The following is a 22,190-nucleotide window of genomic DNA, read 5'->3' as shown; positions in this document are numbered from 1 at the left end:
AAATCCAGCCTTGCTGCCTTCGAGTTCAAAGCTGTTTTTTGTTTTTTCGCTGCATTCGCTTCTGTCTGCGGATATCGCTTCCAATGAATTCCAGCATGCCGTAATTTCCGGTGATGCGGGAAACAAAGCGTTCCCCGTACCGTTTTTCCAACTCCTTCAGCGTCAGGTTTGTGCTGATGATGGTAGGACGTTTCGCCAACATTCTGGTGTCGATGACATTGTAAAGCGCAGCGTTGACATACGCTGAAGGAAATTCCATACCCAGGTCGTCCAGAATAAGCAAATCGCAGGCGATGAGCTGGGAATTGGTGTCTCCAGCGCCATCCAGATCCGTTCTGTCAAACCGTTCCTTTTCCAACGCCACGGCAAAGGTTTGCGCGGAACCGTAGATGACGCCGTACCCTTTTTGGACGGCGGCATTCGCAATGGCCAGGGAAAGATGGGTTTTTCCAAGGCCGGTGCCGCCCTTGAAGAAGAGGTTGGATGAGTCGGCCCGGAATTTTCCTGCATATTCCTTGCAGACACGGAGAATGTTACTCATCTGCTGATAGGTTCGTTCGTCTTCCTTGTAATATTCCAATGAAAAGGAGTCAAAGGTGCTTTCGGAGAGAGGTACATCCATACAAAGCTTTTCATAGGCCATCTGCCGCTGCAGCGCTTTCAGGCAGCTGCACATCCTGCCGTCCTGAAAACCTGTGTCACGGCATTTTTCGCAGATATACTGCGGCGTGATCTCCCGCTCTGTAAAACCATTTTGGGAAAGCAAAGCGGAAAATTCTGCTTTCAGGGCCAGGCCGGTCGCCTTCAACTTTTCCAGTTCCCGCCGTACGTCTCCGCCGCTGATCACCGTTTTAGCAGCCCTGGCTGAATTCACCGCCATTTCTTCTCGTATTTCCCTTGCCCTGGGGCATTGGCGGTAGAAATTCTGCAGGCCCATCTCGGCGGTCTGCTCCGCCCGCGTTTTTCTGCGGGCCAGCTCTGCACAAGCTTCCTCGTAAATTCTTTTTCCGTATCCCATTTATAAATCCTCCGGCGGGTCAAAGAAACTCATGCGTTCCAGTTCGTCGATATCGTAGCTTTTCTTGTTTTCCTCTTCATTTTTTCTAAACTGTTCGTCTGCTGTAACCTGGGCCATTGAGGTGAAGCCTGTTTTGTGCCAGCGTTCAAGAATTTTGTTCATATAACCGATGTGGAATTTTCCCAGGTTGTCCACGCAGCGCTCATAGGCGCCGGACAGCATTTCCTGGGAAAACTTCCATTCCTTCACCCAACGGAAGGCGGCATCTTCCTCTTTCTTGCTGGGCGAACGGCGGGAAAGCCCCGCAGCGGATTCCACCCGTCCCCAAGCCAGCCTGCGCTCACTGAGCTCCTGCAGCTTTTCTTCAGCGGCCTCCAGTGTGAAAATGTTGCTCTGCGCCCAGTCCCGGGCTACGGATTCAATGTAAGCGGTTCCTGTTTTTCCCACATCTTTGGCATAGTGAAGGATCATGACGATCACTTCAACCGGGAGGCCGTAATCATCGCAAAGAGAAAGCAGGGTAGAGGAAAGAGCGGGGGAAATGGTTTTTCCCAATGTGATCTCCGCTTCCTGCATGAGAAAACGGATTTCATCAGATTCCTTCATCCTGGTGGCCAGATAAAGACCATCCGGCTTGACAAGCCTTTTCGGTTTTTGTAAAGCAGGTGTCTTGACTGTTTCCTTGGCAAGATTTTCTGGTATTGCCGGTTCCACAGCTGCCGACTCACGCTTCAGAGGCACTGCGGGAACGGACGGGGCAGCAGCCTTGGTAACGTCAGCTTCTTGGAGTTTTGAAACAGGAGGATGCAGCTGCTCCCCGTTTGCGGCAAGCAGGCCGCAGTCTGTCCAATAATCGAGCGCATCCAGCGCGCTATCTATACTAATCCCCAAAGCAGAGGAGAGCGTTTCCGGAGTAAAGGGCTCTCCTGTGTGCCGGAGAATCCACAAAATCACCTGAAGCTGCTCTTTGCCGGCCAATTTCAGGTGCCTGTCCACCAAAACACTGGGTACGGCAAAAATTGCATTCCAGTCTCCCAAATTCAGTTGATATCCCATATTCAAAACCCGTTTCTTTTCGTAAAATATCCACTGGCTATTGTAGCATAGATTCAAATATTAAAAAAGTGTAACTTTGCCTTGACTAGCAGTTTTTTTTTTAGTATAATAACGAAGCGGTCAAAAAAGTATGATTGCTTTGTGCTGGTGTGGCTCAGTTGGTAGAGCAGCTGATTCGTAATCAGCAGGTCAGCGGTTCAAGTCCGCTCACCAGCTCCAGAGGCCTTTCAAGGATGATCTTGAAAGGCCTCTTTTGGTATTCTGGCGGAGGAAGCTTTGATGAAAGAGTATATCGGAGAAGAATTTCAGGAACTGATATTGGAAGATCAGAGCGTTGAGAAGTGCGTTTTCGAAGACTGTATCTTTGAAAACTGCAAATTTCAGGAGCTTTTGCTGAAAGGCTGCCTGTTCAGCGGCTGCGTTTTCATCAAATGCCGGTTTTCTGGGCTCCACATAAAAAATACAGAGGCATTGGGCAACACCTTTCGTGCTTGTTCTTTAACGGGAGTCAATTGGTCAGATCTATTAGAGGAGAAAAAGCGGGAAATGGGCTTTCTGCCCTTTGATCTTTTGGAACGCTGCACGGTTCGTCACAGTGTGTTTTATCGATTGAACCTGAGAAAATTTGATTTTACCGGCTGTGATCTGGCCGGCAGCTATTTTGACGAATGCGATCTCTCAGAGAGCAGTTTTCGGGAAGCCTTATTAAAGGGTTCGTCCTTTTCACAAAATAATTTGTCAGCAGCGGATTTTAGAGGGGCTGCAGATTATTGCTTTTCTCTGACCAATAACAGAGCGCAGAAAGCAAAATTTTCACTTCCTGAGGCGGTAAATCTGCTGGCTGCGTTGGGTATCGTGATTGAGGACTGAGCGTGTGAGAAACAGTTAAGAAGAGGATAGGAAAAGAATCTTGTCTTTTCCTATCCTCTTTTGGCAGTTTGCAGTCTGACTGGGAAACTAAAAAACAAGCAGAAGCAAGGTGCCTGCCACAATAAGTACCAACCCTGCGGCAGATTTCCAGGTGAGCTTTTCCTTGAGGAACAACCAGGAAAACGCCACAGTAAACAGGATACTCAACTTGTCAATGGGAGCTACCAGAGAAGCCTGGCCAGTCTGCAGCGCCCGGTAATAACAGAGCCAGGACAGGCCTGTGGCAACGCCGGAAAAGATCAGAAAGAACCAGCTTTTCGTATCGATCTGCCGGATCCCTTTTTGTTTCCCTCGGGTGAATACGATGATCCAGGCCATGAGCAGCACGAAGATGGTTCGGATCGCCGTACCCAGGTTGGAATCGATGTGTTCGATGCCGATTTTTCCCAGGATGGTGGTCAGCGCGGCAAAGACGGCGGAAAGAACCGCATAGAACATCCAACCGTGTTTCCCCGCTTTCGGTTCCTCTGTGTTCCGTTTCTTTTCAATCATCAGGAAGGTACCGGCGCCGATTAAAACCATGCAGAGAGCCTTTCCCCAATTGAGCGGTTCTCCCAGAAAGAGAAAGGCCAGCAGCATCGTCAGCAAGATGCTGCTCTTGTCGATTGGCGTCACTTTGTTCACATCGCCCAGTTGCAGCGCCTTGAAGTAGCAGATCCAGGAGGCCCCGGTGGAAATACCGGACAGCACAAGAAAGAGAAGCGTCTTCGGTTCAATCGAAGAAAAATTTGGGACACCGGCAGTGAGAAAGGCCATCAGCCAGGCAAAAATAAGAACAACCCCGGTTCTGAGGGCGGTAGCCAAATCGGAGTCCATGTTCCGGATACCGATTTTCGCAAGGATTGCGGTAAGTCCTGCGAAAAAGGCGGAACCGAACGCAAAAAGGATCCACATCATTAAGAAACCCTCCCCAATAGAAATTTTTCTACTTCTTCCAGATGGGTGAATTTGATCTTTTCCCGTTTTTGAAGTTCCAGCAGCAGGCTGGCTCCAAAATCATGCAGGCACAGAGAGTCGAGCGTCTGTTTCAAAAAAGGCAGAGGATTCCCTTCGGAAAAGGCGCGGAGCAATTCGGCGTCGCAGCGGAACAGTTCGATGACAAGAGGCGCCAACTCGTACCAGGAAGGCGCAAGACAGGCGTCGGCACAGTCGATCACAGCCAGACGGCCGTTTCGGTCCACCAGCAGATTTTCTCCTGTTAAATCACCGTGCACCAGCACTCTAGGGGAAAGAAGCAGGCTGCGGGCACGCTGCCTCATTTCCTTTGCCAAAGAGGAAGGCAGTTTGTCCAGCCGCGGATTGTTAACCGCCCGGTCTAGAAGATCCACAGGGGCAATTAAGCCGTCGGCGGGACGGTTCAGCAGCTGCAATAGCCTCTGGAGCTGCTGAATGAAATCCAATTTTTGTTCACGGGAAGCAGTGGACAGAAAATTTCCTGCTTCCTGTCCCCGAAAATATTCAGAAATGAGATAGTAGAAATGATAGCTATCCTGAATTTCTCCTTGAGCAACGAGTCGGGGCATGGGAACGTCCAGGTCTGCCAAACGGCCGCAAACGGCGGCTTCATTCTGGAAGTCTGGGAGAGGATCGAGCCCGGATTCCATCGGGAAAAATATTTTTATCACATAATCTCCCACACGAAAAACTGCGTTTGTGCCGGGCGTTAAATTTGAAATCCCGGAACAGGGAAGAGCCTCGCGCCGGAAAATTTCCCGGATCAATCCATCAAAGGCTGGTATGGACTGGAACACACAGCCCCAGTCGGACCAATTTTCAATCTTGCCATGAAAGAATTGTTTCATAAGGACCTACTCTTTAAAATCCTGATACAAAAGGCTTGGCTGAATTCCAGTATTGTTTTGATATTTACCGCTGCTGTACCGTTCATATTCGCCGTGGATGTCGTGATAATAGATTTGGCAGATTTCCACGCCGGCGTAAATGCGGATAGGCTGTACGCAGAAGATTTCCAGGGTCCAGAATCCGGCGAAACCCACATCGCCGAATCCGGCGGTGACATGGATAAACAGCCCCAGTCTGCCGATGGAAGAACGCCCTTCCAGCATGGGAACAAAGCGATCAGTTTTTGTGAATTCGTTGGTACGTCCCAAATACAGCCTGCCTGGTTCCAAAAGAAGGCCATCCTTCGGAATAATCAGTTTTTTGACTGGGTTGGGCATCTTCATATCAAGCTGCCTGTTTTCATAGACCAGCAGCTCGTGATGGAGGGACAAGTTATAGCTGTTGGGATTCAGGCGTTTGGGGTCATAAGGCTCGATGACAATCTCTTTCCCCATGTGTTTTTCAATTTCTTTTCCGGAAAGTATCATACTCCATCCTCCTCATTCAGTTTGTAGTCAAAACAATCCTCCAGAATTTGAAAGCCGATTTTCTGATAAATCTTGTTGGATATGGGATTTGCTTTATCTACAAACAGAGTACAGTATTTTTTTCCCTCCGCCAGCTTTTCCCGGCAAATTTCTGCCACTGTGCACTGCGCATAGCCATGTCCCCGATGTTCCGGGGGAGTATAGACCCAGGAAATACCGGCCCCATGAGGCAGCGCACGGTTGGAAGCCGCCAGAGAGACGGCAGTTCCGTCCGGTTGCTCGAACAGATAAACTGTCTCTTTTTCCACATATTGAGAGAATTTTTCCTGAATTTCTTTCTCAGACGGGCTTTCATGGACTGCTTCCCGCTGAAAAGCAAGCCCCCACTCTGTTAACATACCCAGATCGGCGGGCACTGCCTTTCGGACATGGCCGGGCGCCCGGGGAGGTTCAATGAGTACCTCCAGCACCATAACATCCATGCCTGTCCTCATGTGAAAGGTTCCGCCATAGGCGGGAAGGAAGGCTTCGCATAAATCTTTCCGGGCGTTAAGACCGTGGATCACAATGCCGCTTTGCTTCAAATGCTTCGCCAGCTCTGTCGCAGCGGCTGGGGCGTGTGTCTCTCCGGGGACAGCGTTCAGACATAAGTTCCAGGGCAGCGTGTTGCCGAAGAGAAGGAGGGGCTCTCCCTGTTCTTCGTAGCGGCCGAACAGCAGGCCGGGGTGGCAGGCCTCTCCGCTATGGGACTGCGCATTTCCCATGTTCAGCTGCACGGCAGCCTCATACTTCAGCAGAAAACCTCTGTTATCCTCTAAAAAATCCTGCGGGGTCTGGTACAGCTTGCATTTCAAAACAATTCCTCCTTAGTCTTAACGTTGCCTGCGAATGGGACTTAAACTCAGTTTCCCTGCGAACAATTTGCGGCGTCGATAGCCAAAACAATCATCAGAGAAAGTAAAGCGTCGGCAGGGTTCACCACGTCGATCACATAGGTATCCGTCCATTGGAACAGCTGCTTTGACGCCTGCATGATCAGATTTCCGGCAGGATCGGTCACTGTGTAATCCCAGGCAAACAGATCCCCGTTCACTTGCCAGCCGTTGCAATCCAGCGTATAGGAGGGACGAAAAAAGGTGAACTCTTTCTTGATCTGCCCTAAATATTGCCCCTGTTGATAAAGGGCGAATCGCGGGAGAAAGGTGAGCACTTCCTCCTTTACAGTGCCGACATGGAAACCGGTTCGGTCATAGATTTCAAGGCAGTGTCCCCAGGAAAGCTTTCCCTTAACGGTGAAAGCAACGGCTCCGGTCTCATCGAAGATGTCATAGCTGTCAAACCAGGAAAAAAAGCGCTGTTTAAACAAAAGCTGCATAACACAGGTCACGTTCCTTTCTTTTGAGAGTATTCGGAGCATTGATACAAACGGAAGGAACAAAACGTTCATTTTTTACACAAGATCAGGGCATGGTTACTCATGCCTGTGCAGCTTTCATGGGTTGTCATTTGGTCATACAAAGGCCGCATGATCTCGAACTGTTCATCTGTCATAGTATTTACTATCCCAAGAGCGATAAAAAAGTCTGTTCCCAAATTCTTTATGACAGATAATCCATGCTTTTGAGCAAGCCGTTTTATTTCTTCCGGAGTAGTATAAAAAAATGTATCGGGTCTCAGATCATCTTCGCCTTTTAAAAGTACCAACTCATTGGCGGTTTCATTTGGATAGTGGGTACTGTCATAAATGCAGGCGCCTGCATATACGCCAATTTTGTTAATGTAAGAAAAAGCGAGGATGCCGCCGTCTTTGCATACTCTTTTGCACTCGCTAAAGACGAATTCCCGCTCATGCTGTGGAAGATGATACAAAGGACCCAAACACAAAACAACGTCATAACTGCTGTCGCTGATAGTATCCAGATTAGTTGCATCCCCGAGTTCACAGGTTACATTTGCATATCCTCTATCTTTAATAGCACGTTCAAATAACTCTATATGAATCGGAACAATGTCTATCCCATGATACGCGCTGCATTTATCAGCAAAATATAAGCCGTAATACCCAGTTCCGCAGCCTACTTCAAGCACCTTGTCATCGGGTTTTACAAAACCCTCTAAGTGCTTTTTCGTGTAATGAAACTCAAGACTTGTATTTCTATCGCTGGTCGGCCTGCCACGTTCTTTTCCGGAACTATATTGCATCAAAATTTTATCTTTGTTTTTGGCCATCATGAAATCCCCGCTTTAAAGAAACGATTGACTATTTTAAAACTTTCCGTACAACTACTCTGCCTTCTCGTTCAGCGTATTTGGTAAAACCGCATTTTTCATACATTGCCAGATATCCTCTGAAATCTTCATCTGTATCATTGAGTATCTTATCGACGTAGGCCTCGACTAAATCATAACCATCGTTGACTGCATCTTTGCAGACACGCTCCAACAATTGCGTGGCAATGCCCTTTCTTTGCATCTTCGGTGCAATTACAAAGCAGAATACGGATTTAATTCTGATGCCCGCATGGTATTCCTCTATGGGCCAATAAGAACGCAGATAATCGATGCAGTACCGGCAATTCCCATTTGCGTTGCACCAGCCCACGATCTCGTCGCCGCAATATGCGAGGTAGCCCTGCAGACTACCGGTACTGACAAATTGAATGGCGCGCTCCCTTCTTTCTTCACAAGTCGGAAACCAATGGTCGCCGTTCCCAACATAGGAATCATCGCTGCGCCAAGTTACGCAATAGCATTTACCGCTATTGGTGTTCACGTTGTGGGGCGTCACATCAAAGAAGCGGGCGTAATCCTCCGCGAGGTCGGGAGTAAGTCTGCGAATCTCAATATTCATTTTCTTTTTCCCTTCAGAAAATTTATGCTGCTTTCCATAAACTACTTTGTTTTTTTATTATACGATACTGACTCGGAAAGTACAATGTAAAAAATAATTGCATTTGCAACTGGATTGTTCTTGCCATCAAGAGAAAAATCAGGTAAAATTAATTTGTTGCAATTGAAACTTTTTGTGAAGGATTGAGTAGTTTGTCAATGAAGGAAAGAATACGTCCTTATTTGGGAGACAGGGAGTTTTATAAAACGGTGGCGGTAATCGCCATCCCAATCTCCCTGCAAAGCCTGATTACAATCGGGGTCAACATGATGGACACCATCATGCTGGGCAGTATGGGGGAGGTGGCGCTTTCAGCGTCTTCCCTGGCAAACCAGTTTATCAACATTTTCCATATCTGCTGTATGGGAATTGGGATGGGCGCGTCGGTGCTCACCTCCCGTTTTTGGGGGATGCAGGACAAGGATTCCCTGCGCAAGACAATCACCATCATGTACAGGCTCTGCTTCGTCTTTGGGCTTTTGTTTACAGCTGCAACCATAATAGCGCCAGACGCCTTGATGCGGATTTACACCTCAGACGAGGAGGTCATTCGAGCAGGCGTCAGTTATTTCCGCTGGTCCGTACCCTGCTATTGGCTGTTGGGTTTCTCTCTGACCACTACAATCGTTCTGCGGAGCGTGGGCCAGGTGAAGCTGCCCCTGCTGTGTTCCGTGATAGCGTTTTTTATCAATATTTTTTTTAACTGGGTCTTTATCTTCGGCAAACTGGGGGCGCCCCGCATGGAGGTGGCAGGCGCGGCCGTGGGAACGCTGATCTCACGTACCTTTGAGTTCCTCTTTATCTGCGGCTATTTTCTTTTCTTTGACAAAAAAGTAAGCTATCGCGTCAAAATGATACTGATGAAATGCGGCGATCTCCTGAAAGATTACCTGCGTATCAGCATCCCCGTGCTTGTGAGCGATGGGCTGCTGGCCTTCGGGAACAGCGCTGTGGCAATGGTGATGGGCCGGATCGGCAAGGAGTTTGTATCAGCAAACGCCATTACTATGGTGGTGCAGCAGCTGAGCACAGTGTTTATCCAGGGGATCTCCAACGCCAGTTCCATTATCACTGGCCATACCCTTGGCGCGGGGGACACAGAAAGGGCACAGCGGCAGGGCGTCACTTTCCTGGGGCTCGGTACCGTGATAGGCGTCTTGGCGGGCGGCCTTATTATGATTCTCAGCTGGCCTGTGATCAATTGCTACAATGTGACGGGGGAAACCAAAGCCATTGCCGAACAGCTGATGCTGGCTGTGGGCGTGATCGTCATCTTTCAATCCATGAACTCTATTCTCACAAAAGGCGTACTGCGGGGCGGCGGGGATACAAAATTCTTGATGCTTGCGGATATCCTGTTTCTGTGGATCGCCTCCATTCCTCTCGGCTATCTGGCGGGCCTTGTATGGCATCTGCCCGCGTTTTGGATTTATACCTTCCTGAAGATTGATCAATTTATCAAAGCTGTCTGGTGTGTGTTCCGGCTCGGCAGTAAGAAATGGATTAAGAAGATTTGACTTGTACATAAATGAAGGGCTGGAGAGCAGTTCAAAGCCGCTCTCCAGCCCTTTCTATGCTTTTCAACCCATGGGGGTAAAGTCAATGACGACTTGAATACCATTGTCCTCCTCGGCGGCGGAAAGCTTAACTCTGTCACCGGGCTGTACCAGCACAATTGTCTCAAATTCTGCACAGTCCACCTTGTAAATCTTCTTTCCGGAAATCAGATAGGCATAGGAATTGCCGTCCTGCACGAGGTATTTGATATCGTCCACGGTCACGGTCTCCATGGTGGAATCCTCTGCGGGAACACCGGAGCCTTCCAATATTCCGTTTTCGGCCAGAGCATTTTTATACTTGGCCATAACTTCCCTTTGCGTGGTCGCAGTAACGACGATATTATACCGTTCCACATGGATCAACGCATACTGTTTGACCAGACTTCCCTTGTCCTTGAGGGTCATGATATAGGTGGGCTGGCCCTCTACATTGATAACGGAGGGGAAGGAGGCTGTGTATCCCAAATTTTGTACTTCACCTTCTGCAGAACGCATGACGGAGTATTCTTCTGCCCCGGGAATCCCATAGTAGCGGATCTCTCCGGTACGGGAGTTCATCAGCACAAAGCCGATATTCGATTGGTCGGAGGCGACGCTGGTGACGCCTGTGAAGACCCAGACGTCGTCGTCGAACATTTTGTAACCGAAATCCGCCGTGACATGCTTGCAGTCTTTTTTGGCAAAAACGCTGTTGAAGAATCCGCCGGAAAGTTCACCGTACCAATCGTAGAGCTGGGTCAGCAGGTCTCCGTCATAGACAATGTCCACCCAGTTGGGAATATCGTCTACGTCGTAATACTCGGTGTCTCCGGTAATCGCGTTGAGGATCACAGCGCCTTTCACAGTGGTTCCGCCAAACAGGAACACATCCTTTTTCAGCACTGCGGTGACATAGTAGGGCGTGCCGTCCTCGCTGATTTCAAAGTAACTCTTGCCGAACATAGCGGTACGGTACCGGAACCGGAGGTGCCGGCGCAGATCCTTGCTGAAATAGGCGGATTCCGCATACTGCATGGGCTGCTGCAGTTCCACGTATTTGCTGGTATTTGCTACGGGATCCACAGCGATGTATCCAGGAATTCCTGTGCCCTGGTTGGCCCACCAGCGGAAGAAATCAGCATATTCCAGGGGGGTAACCTTCATGGGTTTACCCCCAAGATTGATCTGCGTATAAAGAGACTCGTTGATTTCAAACTGGCTTACAAGTTCATTGAGCGAGCCCAGCGCCCTGGCGCCGATAATGCGGGCGCTGTCTGTGTCCATAAGAGCGATGTCTGAGATGGTTTCTGAAGGAGGGGTGTCCTCAATGAAATTTCTGGTTTCAATATCGCCGGCGATGGAAGCGTATCGCTTTGCATGGAACAACTCGGAAGAAAAGAAGGAACCTACCACGCCCACTACAGCAACAGCTGCAGCTGCGTAAATAAAATACTTTCCAAGGCTTTTTTTGCCGGATTGGGAATCGGTCACAATGGTAAAGCTGCCAACCGCGCCCCGCATCTCAGAGCCTTGGGAGGCGGCGGCCTCCAACTTCAGCCCCGCATTGAGGATAAGCTCTAACAGGCCGAACACGAACAGTACGGCGCACACCGTAAACCAGGTTTCCGTGGACTGAATGTTGTAGGCGGGCAGCATGACATAGTCATACACAACGAACGCAATCAGCGTAAGGACAATGGCGATCATATGGCGCTTTGCCCTGCTGCCTTTTTTTTCATCCTTCTTTTTTGACATAATACTTTATTTCTCCTTTATCCGGATCGATTACCGGTCAATAGGGGCATTATACCACGCGGAGGCATCAGGCACAAGCAAAGTATGGCGAAAGGGAGTATTAAAATTCCTGTTTCTGAAAAAACCGGCAGGAAAGTAAGTAGGAAATCACATAGAGCAATGCAGCGGCAACTGCGAGCATTCCAAACAGCAAAACAGGGGAGGCGGCGGCAGCGGCCGCTGAAATGGAATCCAGGAAGGCCTTGTCGATGATACCGGTCTTATAAAGTACTGCTCCAATTCCAATGGGGACAAAGACCAGAAGCATAAAGATAACGGCTACGGCATTCTGACCCAATTTCAGGCAAACCGGCAGCATGATGGCTTGGAGAGCCAAGATCAGGAGCAGGACGGCTGACAGCCAGAGATAGGACAACGCGTTTCCCGTGAGGACATTGGCCAGCATGGTCAGCAGAGTGAAGACGGCGGCGTCAACCAGGCCGAAGACATACTTGGAGAAGATAACTTTGTTCCGGGAAATGGGGGATGCAGAAATAAAGCGGTTCCAGCCGGAAGTCTTATCATATTGAAGGGAATAGGTGGGGGACATGGCTCCAAAAGCAATCATTATGCCAATCGTGGGGGCTAAAACACTTTGAGATCCCGTCACAACAGCAAAGGCCAGAAAGATCACGCACATCAAGGCACAGATACATGTTTCCCTTTTTGTGCTGGCAAAATCCTTATATAGCAAACCTTTCATGTGTTTACAGACCTTCCTTTCCTTGCCTTTTCCCCTTGATGCTGTAAAGCATGATATCCTCCAGGGAAGCGGGTTCAACCTGATAGCGGGCTGGCAACTCATATTTCTTTACCAGCGCAGTGACGCCAAATTCGCTTTTGCGCATTCCGGTGACAGATGTTGGAGAAAGTGACTGCAGCTCCGCTTCTGAACATTTCAGGATTCCGAAACTGTCCAGCAGGAGGTCCTTTTCTGCGGAGAGCACCAGCTTTCCCTTGTGCAGGAAGGCGACATAGTCTGCGATTTTTTCCAGATCATCGGTGATATGGGAAGAGAGGAAGACGCTGTGTTGCTCGTCCTCAATGAATTCGAACAGGAGGTCGAGGATATCATCCCGTACAATAGGGTCCAAACCACTGGTAGCCTCGTCCAGGATTAGCAGCTTCGCTTTATGGGATAGAGCGGCTGTCAGGGAAAGCTTCATGACCATACCCCGTGAGTATTCCTTTACCTTTTTGGCAGGATCAATCTCAAAGCGGCTGAGAAACGCCTGGAATGCCGCAGAATCCCAGTTTCGATAAATAGAGGACAGGGCGGTTCCCAGGGCTTTTGCATTCATTTCCGGAGGGAAAAAGCCGGAATCCAGCACCAGGCCAATATCTTCCATCACAGTGCGGTCTTTCAGCGGATCCTTTCCCAAAAGCAGTACCTCCCCGCTGTCCTTTCCGATCAGGCCCAGCATGGCCTTGATCGTCGTACTCTTACCGGCGCCGTTTTCTCCGATAAAACCCATGATACATCCCATGGGAAGGGAAAGACTGATGTTGTCCAGGGTAAAGCCCTTATACTCTTTCCGGAGGCCCCGGAGGTCAATGGCATTTTTCATTGTCGTGATCATCTTCCTTTCTCCGGCCAAAATTTTCCGGCATCAGCGGAGCCTTTGCTCCGCCTTGGAACACCGAATTCTGTATGGCCGAAAAACAAAGCTGCAAGGCTGAAGGATTCAGCCTTGGTTAAGGCTATCGATAAACCGAAAATCCACCCCGTTCGGAAGGGGGAAAGGTGTGGAAGGGGACCATCAGGGTCCCTCTTCCGCGTTGATTCAGAGAAATTTTGCAGGAAAATGGATATTTTTAAGACACAAAGTTACTTAGCAAAATTCCCCAGCTTGGCGAAACGGCCTTTTTCGACAAGCTGGCAAGGCTGAAGGATTCAGCCTTGGTTTTCCTCAAATAGAATGGCGATTGTAGTGCAAAGTTCCTTTTGAGACATGCCGCACATCCGTGCAATTTCTACTGCTTTATTGAGATGTTCCTCCAACTTCCGCAGTTGTTCTTCCCGAACAAACTCCATGTTCTTGCCGGCCACAAAGCTTCCCTTTCCAGGGACAGAATAGAGAAAGCCTTCCCGTTCCAGCTCTTCATAAGCCCGTTTGGTGGTGATTACACTAATGCGCAGTTCCTTTGCGAGCAGACGCATGGAGGGAAGGGCGTCCCCTTCCGATAACTTCCCGGAAATAATCAGGGATTTGATCTGCTCGCAGATTTGTTCATAAATGGGTTTTCCACTTTGATTGCTGAGAATAATATCCATAGTTTACCTCGATATAGTCTTCTGCAGATGAAATATCGTATATATTGATTATATACAATATTCTCGATAAGTCAAGTGGGAAAGCAAAAAAGTTATGGGAGAAACCGAACTGCAAATGCGGGTACGTACAGGCAGAAAAAAAGCGAAAAAGTATCAAAAATACTTTCTCGCTTTCAAGCCAGCCTACATGCTATACATCTTTCAGTTTGGATTCATCCATATGGGCAAGAGCAAAAGCAACACATTGGTCGATAAATTCACTCCGGGTCAGGCCCAAGCGTTCCGCATACTCATCAATCTTCTGCAGGTTATCACTGGTCAGCCGGATGGTTACCTGCTGCCGTCTATAAGGTTTAGGAAGAAAGGTTCCCATGGTTGGTCAGTCCCTTCAATCTTCTTCTTGCATTATTTTATAATTTGTTCTACTATATAGATAGTATTCATAACAAATTTAATTTGAATTGAAAATCAATTCTAATGGAGAAAAGGGATGAAGGAAATGGATGGATACCATGAACTGTTTCAGGTCCTGTTTGATGCAGCGAGGCAGGCGGAAACGGAATTATGTAAATCTGGCGAAGTCCATGCAGAAGCTGCAAAAAAGATCCTGTCAAATGCGATAGACTGTTGTTATGACAGGATACAGGATTGGAGCGGTAGTCGGGAATAAAAAGAAGAAAATGACGTACCATAGTTAAAAATCCGCACGAAGTGGAGGTTTCTCTATGGTACTGCTACAAATTCTGATTTCCAGCGTGGTTTCGCTGGTTATCCTTTTTATCTTGACAAAGATAATGGGAAATAAACAGATTTCTCAGCTCAGTATGTTTGACTACATCATTGGCATTACAATTGGTTCGATAGCGGCGGAGCTGGCCACGGATTTGGAAGATCCGGTTCAGCCTGCCACGGCTATGATCATCTATGGTATTGTGGCGGTGCTCATTTCTTATATCAGCACGAAATCCAATAAAGCAAGGGCATTCTTTGCAGGAAAGCCTATCATCCTCATGACAAACGGACGGCTGAGTAAAGCCAAGATGAAGAAAGCGAGATTGGACGTGAATGAACTGCTGGCAATGGCCCGCATAGCCGGTTTCTATGATTTAAGCCAGATTGAAACCGCCATTTTTGAACAGAACGGAAACGTGAGTTTTCTTCCGAAAAGCTTATATCGGCCTGCTACGCCCGATGACATGAAGCTGCCGGTAAAAAAGGAAACCCTGCCGTTTAATGTGATCGTGGACGGAAAGGTTATGGAGCGGGAATTGAGCCTTGCGGGAAAGGATCCCCAATGGCTGAGGGAGCAGCTGCGGCAGATGGGCTACAAGAATCCGGAGGAGGTTTTTCTGGCTTCGGTTAGCCAAGCCGGGAAGCTCAGCTGTTTTGCCATGAAAGAAGGTAAATAGTTAATTATATAGAAAAGGCACTTCAAAATTTAGGCCGTCCGGGAAAGTATATCGCATGATTCTCCTGTACAGCCAAACTATATCGTTTGCTTTTTGCCGGAGTCCTTCGATCAACCGTTTATATAGAATGGAAGACGCCCTGAAACCTGCTGATTCATCAGGTTTCAGGGCGTCTTTGCAATCTATTCTTTTTTACTTTAGGGTACGGAAACTTCCGCCAATTCCTGTTGATGGGAAACAGGCAGCTGATACTGCTTTTGGTAGAGATTAAATGCATCCGTATAATCCTGTCCGCCGGCAGTTTTAATTTCGTTTAAGTATCCGTGGGTATCCATTACAGAATCCTTAATCTGAATAATACAAACAGCCACATTGGAACAATGGTCTGAAACACGTTCGTAGTTCGTCAGGATGTCGGAAAGAACAAACCCCAGTTCAATTGTGCACTGTCCGTTTTGCAGACGGCGGATATGACGGTTTTTCAGTTCCAGTTTCAAGCCGTCAATCACCTGTTCCAAAGGTTCTACACGGGAAGCGAGTGCAGAATCGTCTTTTTCAAATGCGTCTACGGTTAGGTTTAAAATGTCAACGATTGCCTGCGTCAGCACTTTGAGCTCATTCTGTGCATCCTCTGAGAAAGCCAAGCCCTTATCGTGAATTTCTGTGGCAACGCGCAGAATATTGACGGCATGGTCGCCGATCCGTTCAAAGTCGCCGATTGCATGTAGCAGCTCGGAAACCTCGTTGCTGTCGCTGTGGGATAGGCTTTTGCTGCTCAGTTTAACCAGATAGGTACCCAGCTTGTCCTCATAGAGGTCAATCTCTTCTTCCCGTTGGGTGAGGAGGTCCGCTGTTTTAGCGTCATAATCTGTAATCAGGCCGATACCGGTCAACATGGAATCGCGGGCTGTTTTCGCCATCTTTACTGTCAAGTTACGGCATTCGGCAATGGCAAAAGAAGGCGAGAGCAGAAGTCTGTCGTCCAAAAGCTCTTCTTTTGTGCTTTTTTCCCGAATGGTAATTTTGGCCAGCTTTTCCAGCTGCTTGGAAAAGGGCAGCAGGATCAGCGTGGTGAGGACGTTGAAGAGGCTGTGTACTACAGCGATGCCGACGGTGGATATAGGCTGGTCGATAAAATCGAAATGGAAGAACGCATTGAGAGCGTAGAAGCCCGAAAGGCAGATGACGGTGCCAAGCACATTGAAATAGACATGCACAGCAGTCACGCGTTTTGCATTCTTATTCGTGCCGATACTGGAGATTAGCGACGTGACACAGGTGCCGATATTTTGTCCCATGATGATGGGGATCGCCATCCCAAAAGTGATGCTCCCCGTCATGGAAAGAGACTGCAGAATGCCGACTGATGCGGCTGAACTCTGGATGATACCCGTCACGATGGCTCCCAGAAGAATACCTGCCAAGGGATTCTGGAACATGACCAAAATATCCTTGAAAACAGGCATGTCCGCCAGCGGACTTACCGAATCGCTCATGAAGGTCATACCTGTCATCAGAATGGAAAAACCCACCAGAATCGAACCTGCGTCTTTCTTTTTCCCCTCTTTGGAAGAGAGGATAAGCACAATGCCGACCAACGCGATGATTGGGGCAAAGGATTCCGGTTTTAGGAGACGCATAAACACATTGTCCCCCTGAATGCCGGCTGCACTTAAAATCCAGGCGGTAAGCGTGGTGCCGACATTGGAACCCATGATAACGCCCACCGTCTGTTCCAGCTGCATAATGCCGGAGTTGACGAGGCCTACCAACATGACGGTCATGGCGGAAGAGGACTGAATAGCAATGGTGATCACAGCGCCCAAAGCAAGGCTTTTAAACTTGTTGGAAGTCATGGATTTCAGGATGCGTTCCAGCTTCCCTCCCACCATCTTCTCAAGACCGCTTGACATTACATGCATTCCATAAAGGAAAAATGCCAGCCCTCCAAACAGCGTGAACAAAGAAAAGATATCCACAAATACATCCCCTGATTCAATTTTACCTGTTTTTTTCATTTCCTTAACAATCATAATATTACCATAGAACATCTGACAAGTTCAATCCGTTTTTACGAAAAAGAGACGAGAAAGGGTACTGTCAAACGTTAAATCTTTGTAAAACTTCGCGTTCTATGTTTTTTTATCCAATAGCGTCCTCGAACTGTTGACAGAATACTGAAAAAATGCTAACATGAAGTAAACTTCATGCGAAGCGTGCTTCATGTTGTTGAAAGGGGTGAAATCTCTGAAAAACAGGATAAGAGAGTACCGGCAGTTGAGAGGCATGACGCAGCAGGAGCTGGCTGAATTGGTCGACGTTTCTTCCCGAACTATCATTTCACTGGAAAAAGGACAATATAACCCTTCCTTGATGCTGGCTTACAGGATATCTTTAGTGTTTGAGACCACAGTGGAAGATTTATATTGCCTGCAGGAAAATAAGGAGCTGGAGGAGAGAAAATATGAACAGATGCAGGCATAAATCATATTCGGAACAGGTTAAGCTGAGAGTCAGGATTTTGTGGATCATTTTCGCAGGAATGCTGGCTTATATGGTTATAGTGGGCATGATTGGTCTGGGTGATTCCAGAAAAATGACACGGCTTGCAACGGCAGTCAGCAGAATTATCTTTTTCGGCGGTATGGGCGTAGTAATTGCCAAGATAGTGCGGAGCAATAAGATGCTTGCCAATCAGCGTTTGCTGTGGGAGGAAGAAAAAAGCAAGAAAGAGGAAAGAGATCGGTTTTTGCACGATAAAAGCGGCGGGCTTGTAGTGGATGTGCTGATTTTGGCAATGCTGTTTGTTACCTGTACGGCGGCTCTGTGGAATATGCCGGCTTTTTATGTTTCGCTGGGGCTTCTACTTTTTACCGCGCTATTGAAGGCTGTAAGTTATGCTGTGTACAATAGAAAGTACTGAAAATGGTAGAATTCGTCGATTATGTTGACGAACCGCTGAAATGAGGTATAATATTCCAGAATTAAGAAAATTCTGAAGAAAGAGGCAGAGCATGTTGCAGAATAACTTCGGCGCGGTGATTGTAGCTGCCGGCAGCTCAAGGCGAATGGGTGCTTCACAGTCTAAAGTGCTGATGAATTTGGCGGGACGGCCGGTACTTTCCTATTCTTTAGACGCCCTTTGTGCATGCCCGTTGATTGCGCGGCTTGCGGTGGTGTGCCGGGACGAGGACCGGGAAAAAATAGAAAAGATAGCGGCAGCGTCGCCAAAGCAGGTTGAGCTGATAGCCGGAGGGCCGGAACGCCAGGATTCGGTTTTGAACGGAATCCATGTTTTGGAGGACTGCGATTATCTGCTGATTCATGACGGGGCGCGGCCGCTGGTCACTTCGAATTTGGTTCAGGCGGTATGTGAGGATGCACTCCAATATGGAGCTTCCGCAGCAGCTGTCCGGGTAAAGGATACCTGTAAGCTGGTGGATGAAGAAGGATTTGTTCTGGAAACGCCGCCTCGGGAAAAATTGATGTCGGTGCAGACGCCACAGGCCTTTGAGCGGGCGCTTTATCTCTATGCCGCGGAACGGGCGGCCAGTTCCGGAAGGACCTTTACCGATGACTGCCAGCTGGTGGAGGCTGCCGGAGGAAGAGTGCATCTGGTTCAGGGCGATTACAAAAATCTCAAGATTACGACACCGGAGGATCTGCTTTCGGCGGAGGCCTTTCTGGCGGGAGAGAAAAAAATGAGAATTGGCAGCGGTTATGATGTTCATCGGTTGACAGAAGGCAGGGCGCTGATTCTGGGCGGTGTAAAAATTCCTTTTGAAAAAGGGCTTTTGGGACATTCTGATGCAGACGTACTTGCCCATGCGGTAGCCGATGCGTTATTGGGTGCGGCTGCTTTGGGAGATATCGGAAAACTATTTCCGGACACTGAGGAGAGGTACCGGGGAGCGGACAGCCTGCTGCTTCTTTCAGAGGTCTGCCGCAGAGTGCGGGAATCGGGCCATGAAATCAAAAATATCGATGCCACTGTTATGGCACAGAGACCTAAATTGGCGCCTTATATTCTGCAAATGCGGGAAAAACTTGCAGAGACATGCGGGATCACCACAGAACAGATCAGTGTAAAGGCCACCACGGAAGAGGGGATGGGTTTTACAGGCTCCGGGGAGGGAATGTCGGCCTCGGCGGTCTGCCTGCTGTCCTAAAATATTGTATCTGCAATGCTACCGGACAAATCGCCGGGCAGCGCAGGCTAGGGAAAAGAGGAGAGATCGAGATGGATAAAATTGCGGTTTTGATACCATGTTATAACGAGAGCAGGACGATTCGCAAGGTAGTGTCGGATTTCCGACGGGAGCTTCCGGAAGCGGTAATCTATGTATACGACAACAATTCTTCTGATCATACGGATGAACTTGCCCGGGATGCAGGAGCGGTGGTACGGTATGAGTACAGGCAAGGGAAGGGCAATGTGATACGGAGTATGTTCCGGGATATCGATGCCGAATGCTATCTGATGATTGACGGAGACGACACTTATCCGTCAGAAAACGCCAGAGAAATGGTATCTGGAATTCTGGAGCAGGGAGCCGATATGGTCATTGGCGACAGGCTTTCTTCCACGTATTTTACGGAGAACAAACGGCCGTTTCACAATTTCGGGAATGTGCTGGTCAGGGGGCTGATCCGTACCCTGTTTCACAGTGATGTTCGGGATATCATGACGGGATACCGCGCATTCAGCTATGAATTCGTCAAAACCTTTCCCGTGCTTTCCAAAGGCTTTGAAATTGAAACGGAAATGACCATTCATGCCTTGGATAAGAATATGGGTCTGCGGAATGTAGTGGTGACTTATCGGGACCGACCGGAGGGCAGCGAATCCAAGCTGAACACGTATTCCGACGGCTGGAAAGTGATTAAAACGGTTTGGAAATTGTTTAAAAACTATAAGCCTATGAAATTTTTCGGCGCCTTTTCCGCGTTGCTGTTGTTGTTGGCGCTTGCGTTATTTCTTCCTGTTCTGGTGGGCTTTGCCAAAACCGGACTGGTGGAACGGTTTCCCACTTTGATCGTCAGCGGCTTTGCCGCGCTGGCTGCGGTGATGTCGTATTTCGGCGGCCTGATTCTAAGTGTGGTAACCCAGCAGGAAAAGCAGGACTTTGAATTTAAACTGAATCAGGTCCGTCATTGGAAAAACAACCTGAACAAGTAAAGGAGAACAATGCCTGTGGAACAGAGTTTGAGAAGAGAAAAGAAAAATCCACTTTTGTTTTCGGCACAGGTGGCGCTTTCTTTGTCAGTAGGGTTGATTGCCGCTTATTTTTTCACAGGGCGCTGGAATGTGGTCTGGGTGCTTCTACTGGCTGGGACGGTATTATGGTGTTCGGATAAAATACTGGTTTCCCGGGAAAGGCGTGCCGTCGTCTTGTCTGCTGTATTCGGCGCTGCTATGGCTGCTGCCGCAGTAGTGGGCAGGAAGATACAGGTGGAAACGAAGGATTTTTTGGCGTTGCGCTCCTCTGATTTTCTCTTTCTGCTGGGACTGTTCGTGCTATTTACTGTTGTACTCGCTGTCCTTCTTCCTCTTTTGGTTCAATGGAGTGAAAAAATCGGTGTGAAAAAAACTTTCCGGTTCAGCCCCCGCAAGGCCGGGCTGCTGGCTTTTTTGGTCGTATTTGTCTGTTGGTTGATCAGCTTTCTGGTCTATTATCCCGGCAGTCTGAGCATTGATTCTTTTTATACGCTGCGCCAGGCCATGGGCATTACGCCGCTGACAGATTATCACCCGGTTGTTTATACATTGCTAATTCGTCTTTTTGTCAAATTGGGGATGCTGGTGGGCGGCCCCACGGTGGGAGTAGCGGTATTTTCTCTGGCACAGATGTTTTTCTGCGCCTTTACTGTGGGTTATGGAACTGCTTGGCTCTGCCGCAGAAGGCCTCATCCGGCAGTCCCTGTAATCGCGGTCTTGTGGTTTGCCCTGTCGCCTATGTTTGCGGATTTTTCCTTTACGCTTTGGAAGGACGTACCCTTTGCTGCTGCTGTACTGCTTTATACGCTCTACACCTGGGATGTGGTGGAAAGCAGGGGGGAAAAGCTGCAAAGCTTCAAGGGCGCTGCGGGATATGTTTTGGTTTCTTTCCTGATGGGAATTTTCCGGCATAACGGCTACTATGTGCTAATACTCTCCACCGTTGTGTTGCTGGTCTGTTTCCGGAAAAAGCTTCGCCGGACACTGCCGGCCCTTTTGTGCGGCGCTCTGTTGGTGCCTCTGGTGCTGAATGCGTTTTATGCCTGCGGTGTCAAGAAGGGTCCTTTCAGCGAATCGCTGTCGATTCCGGTTCAGCAGATTGCCCGTACCGTCAAGCTCAATGGAACGATCACCCCGGAGCAGCAAGAAAGCTTGGAAAGATTATTCGACGTGGAAAAGCTGCAAGGATATGATCCTTTTCTGGCTGACCCTGCGAAAAATTCATTGAACCGGGAGTATCTAAACGCCCATAAGGGAGAATTTTTCCGCTTATGGTTTTCCTTGCTGCCTGGAAATTTTGGGGAATACTGCCGGGCTTACCTGATGCAGACCTATGGTTATTGGAACTGGGAACCGAAGACCATACCGGTTGGCGGCATCGCCAACGCTGCAAGAGAACTGGGTGTGACAAAGGTAAATTGGCTTTTCCAGTGGACCGGTGTGGACCTCAGCGGTTTTCTGCAGCAAACCATGGATTTTCCCAGTACGGGAACGATAGTCTGGATATTGCTTGCGGGAGCGCTCCTGCTATTATACCGGAAGAACTACAGAACGCTTCTGGCCTATCTGCCTGCAGCCGGGGTTTGGCTGACGATTTTGGTGGCCACGCCGCTATACTGCAGTATGAGATATGTACTTGCCCTGCCCTATGTGCTGCCGTTTCTTCTGTTTTTGTCGCTGTTTGGAGAATCCGGAGCGTCTTCCTTCAAAGAGGAGCCTTCTGCTTGACTTG

23 protein-coding genes and 1 tRNA gene are annotated in these 22,190 nt (G+C 48.6%); 9 read left to right on the top strand and 15 right to left on the bottom strand.

The features are described from left to right. Positions 1-25 precede the first annotated feature (25 nt). Both BN3911_RS12910 and BN3911_RS12905 read right to left on the bottom strand, forming a co-directional pair. Positions 26-1,018, bottom strand: a complete 993-nt coding sequence (locus tag BN3911_RS12910; RefSeq protein WP_066866311.1) for an ATP-binding protein — start codon at positions 1,016-1,018, stop codon at positions 26-28. Next, positions 1,019-2,074, bottom strand: coding sequence for a DnaD domain protein (locus tag BN3911_RS12905; protein ID WP_066866309.1), 1,056 nt, complete (start codon positions 2,072-2,074; stop codon positions 1,019-1,021). A 143-nt stretch (positions 2,075-2,217) separates the two neighbouring features. Here BN3911_RS12905 and BN3911_RS12900 point away from each other — a divergent pair. Both BN3911_RS12900 and BN3911_RS12895 read left to right on the top strand, forming a co-directional pair. After that, positions 2,218-2,293, top strand: a tRNA-Thr gene (locus BN3911_RS12900). Between the two features lie 60 nt (positions 2,294-2,353). Further along, positions 2,354-2,944, top strand: coding sequence for a pentapeptide repeat-containing protein (locus BN3911_RS12895; RefSeq protein ID WP_066866307.1), 591 nt, complete (start codon positions 2,354-2,356; stop codon positions 2,942-2,944). Between the two features lie 87 nt (positions 2,945-3,031). On the opposite strand, the gene BN3911_RS12890 is transcribed toward BN3911_RS12895, so the two are convergent. From BN3911_RS12890 to BN3911_RS12860, 7 genes are all read right to left on the bottom strand, one after another. Beyond that, positions 3,032-3,898: an EamA family transporter gene (locus BN3911_RS12890; RefSeq protein WP_066866305.1), complete on the bottom strand. Its 867-nt coding sequence runs from the start codon at positions 3,896-3,898 to the stop codon at positions 3,032-3,034. A 2-nt stretch (positions 3,899-3,900) separates the two neighbouring features. After that, positions 3,901-4,806 carry an aminoglycoside phosphotransferase family protein gene (locus BN3911_RS12885; RefSeq protein ID WP_066866304.1) on the bottom strand — a complete coding sequence of 302 codons (906 nt, stop codon included), beginning with the start codon at positions 4,804-4,806 and terminating at the stop codon, positions 3,901-3,903. A gap of 6 nt (positions 4,807-4,812) precedes the next feature. Further along, on the bottom strand, positions 4,813-5,334 hold the full coding sequence (gene dcd, locus BN3911_RS12880) for a dCTP deaminase (protein WP_066866302.1): 522 nt from the start codon (positions 5,332-5,334) through the stop codon (positions 4,813-4,815). Next, on the bottom strand, positions 5,331-6,188 hold the full coding sequence (locus BN3911_RS17645) for a GNAT family N-acetyltransferase (protein WP_066866300.1): 858 nt from the start codon (positions 6,186-6,188) through the stop codon (positions 5,331-5,333). The genes dcd and BN3911_RS17645 overlap by 4 nt, the downstream gene beginning before the upstream one ends. Positions 6,189-6,235: 47 nt before the next feature. Beyond that, positions 6,236-6,709, bottom strand: a complete 474-nt coding sequence (locus BN3911_RS12870) for an LURP-one-related/scramblase family protein (RefSeq protein ID WP_066866298.1) — start codon at positions 6,707-6,709, stop codon at positions 6,236-6,238. 68 nt (positions 6,710-6,777) lie between these two features. Further along, on the bottom strand, positions 6,778-7,566 hold the full coding sequence (locus BN3911_RS12865) for a class I SAM-dependent methyltransferase (protein ID WP_082942275.1): 789 nt from the start codon (positions 7,564-7,566) through the stop codon (positions 6,778-6,780). A 28-nt stretch (positions 7,567-7,594) separates the two neighbouring features. After that, positions 7,595-8,185 (bottom strand): GNAT family N-acetyltransferase, encoded by a 591-nt coding sequence (locus tag BN3911_RS12860; RefSeq protein ID WP_066866294.1) that lies wholly within the window; start codon positions 8,183-8,185, stop codon positions 7,595-7,597. Positions 8,186-8,382: 197 nt separating this feature from the next. On the opposite strand from BN3911_RS12860, the gene BN3911_RS12855 reads away from it, so the two are divergent. Then, a complete protein-coding gene (locus BN3911_RS12855; protein WP_066866292.1) occupies positions 8,383-9,741 on the top strand; it encodes an MATE family efflux transporter in 1,359 nt (452 codons plus the stop codon). Between the two features lie 63 nt (positions 9,742-9,804). On the opposite strand, the gene BN3911_RS12850 is transcribed toward BN3911_RS12855, so the two are convergent. From BN3911_RS12850 to BN3911_RS17015, 5 genes are all read right to left on the bottom strand, one after another. Next, positions 9,805-11,517 carry a hypothetical protein gene (locus tag BN3911_RS12850; RefSeq protein ID WP_066866290.1) on the bottom strand — a complete coding sequence of 571 codons (1,713 nt, stop codon included), beginning with the start codon at positions 11,515-11,517 and terminating at the stop codon, positions 9,805-9,807. Positions 11,518-11,617: 100 nt separating this feature from the next. Next, the gene (locus tag BN3911_RS12845; protein WP_066866288.1) at positions 11,618-12,259 is read right to left on the bottom strand and encodes an ABC-2 transporter permease; all 642 of its coding nucleotides are present in this window, start codon (positions 12,257-12,259) and stop codon (positions 11,618-11,620) included. 4 nt (positions 12,260-12,263) lie between these two features. Further along, on the bottom strand, positions 12,264-13,136 hold the full coding sequence (locus tag BN3911_RS12840) for an ABC transporter ATP-binding protein (protein ID WP_308211541.1): 873 nt from the start codon (positions 13,134-13,136) through the stop codon (positions 12,264-12,266). Between the two features lie 314 nt (positions 13,137-13,450). Further along, positions 13,451-13,831, bottom strand: coding sequence for a GntR family transcriptional regulator (locus BN3911_RS12835; protein WP_066866284.1), 381 nt, complete (start codon positions 13,829-13,831; stop codon positions 13,451-13,453). A gap of 190 nt (positions 13,832-14,021) precedes the next feature. Next, positions 14,022-14,204, bottom strand: a complete 183-nt coding sequence (locus BN3911_RS17015; RefSeq protein WP_082942273.1) for a ribbon-helix-helix protein, CopG family — start codon at positions 14,202-14,204, stop codon at positions 14,022-14,024. 352 nt (positions 14,205-14,556) lie between these two features. On the opposite strand from BN3911_RS17015, the gene BN3911_RS12825 reads away from it, so the two are divergent. Further along, positions 14,557-15,240 carry a DUF421 domain-containing protein gene (locus BN3911_RS12825; protein WP_066866280.1) on the top strand — a complete coding sequence of 228 codons (684 nt, stop codon included), beginning with the start codon at positions 14,557-14,559 and terminating at the stop codon, positions 15,238-15,240. 197 nt (positions 15,241-15,437) lie between these two features. On the opposite strand, the gene BN3911_RS12820 is transcribed toward BN3911_RS12825, so the two are convergent. Further along, positions 15,438-17,219 (bottom strand): Na/Pi cotransporter family protein, encoded by a 1,782-nt coding sequence (locus BN3911_RS12820; protein WP_066867889.1) that lies wholly within the window; start codon positions 17,217-17,219, stop codon positions 15,438-15,440. 268 nt (positions 17,220-17,487) lie between these two features. Between BN3911_RS12820 and BN3911_RS12815 the strand changes: the two genes are divergently transcribed. From BN3911_RS12815 to BN3911_RS12795, 5 genes are all read left to right on the top strand, one after another. Next, positions 17,488-17,724 (top strand): helix-turn-helix transcriptional regulator, encoded by a 237-nt coding sequence (locus tag BN3911_RS12815; RefSeq protein ID WP_066867886.1) that lies wholly within the window; start codon positions 17,488-17,490, stop codon positions 17,722-17,724. After that, complete coding sequence (locus BN3911_RS12810; RefSeq protein WP_066866278.1) at positions 17,705-18,163, top strand: hypothetical protein; 459 nt, start codon at positions 17,705-17,707, stop codon at positions 18,161-18,163. The genes BN3911_RS12815 and BN3911_RS12810 overlap by 20 nt, the downstream gene beginning before the upstream one ends. A 91-nt stretch (positions 18,164-18,254) precedes the next feature. Further along, entirely contained in the window at positions 18,255-19,409 is a 1,155-nt protein-coding gene (locus tag BN3911_RS12805) for a bifunctional 2-C-methyl-D-erythritol 4-phosphate cytidylyltransferase/2-C-methyl-D-erythritol 2,4-cyclodiphosphate synthase (RefSeq protein WP_066866276.1), read from the top strand. Positions 19,410-19,480: 71 nt separating this feature from the next. Then, on the top strand, positions 19,481-20,419 hold the full coding sequence (locus tag BN3911_RS12800; RefSeq protein ID WP_066866273.1) for a glycosyltransferase family 2 protein: 939 nt from the start codon (positions 19,481-19,483) through the stop codon (positions 20,417-20,419). A 15-nt stretch (positions 20,420-20,434) separates the two neighbouring features. Further along, a complete protein-coding gene (locus tag BN3911_RS12795) occupies positions 20,435-22,186 on the top strand; it encodes a DUF6020 family protein (protein ID WP_187127750.1) in 1,752 nt (583 codons plus the stop codon). The last annotated feature ends 4 nt before the right edge of the window (positions 22,187-22,190 follow it).

This window comes from Neglectibacter timonensis (assembly GCF_900048895.1).
GTDB classification, from domain to species: Bacteria; Bacillota; Clostridia; order Oscillospirales; family Acutalibacteraceae; genus Acutalibacter; species Acutalibacter timonensis.
This window is presented reverse-complemented; position numbering and strand designations above follow the sequence as displayed.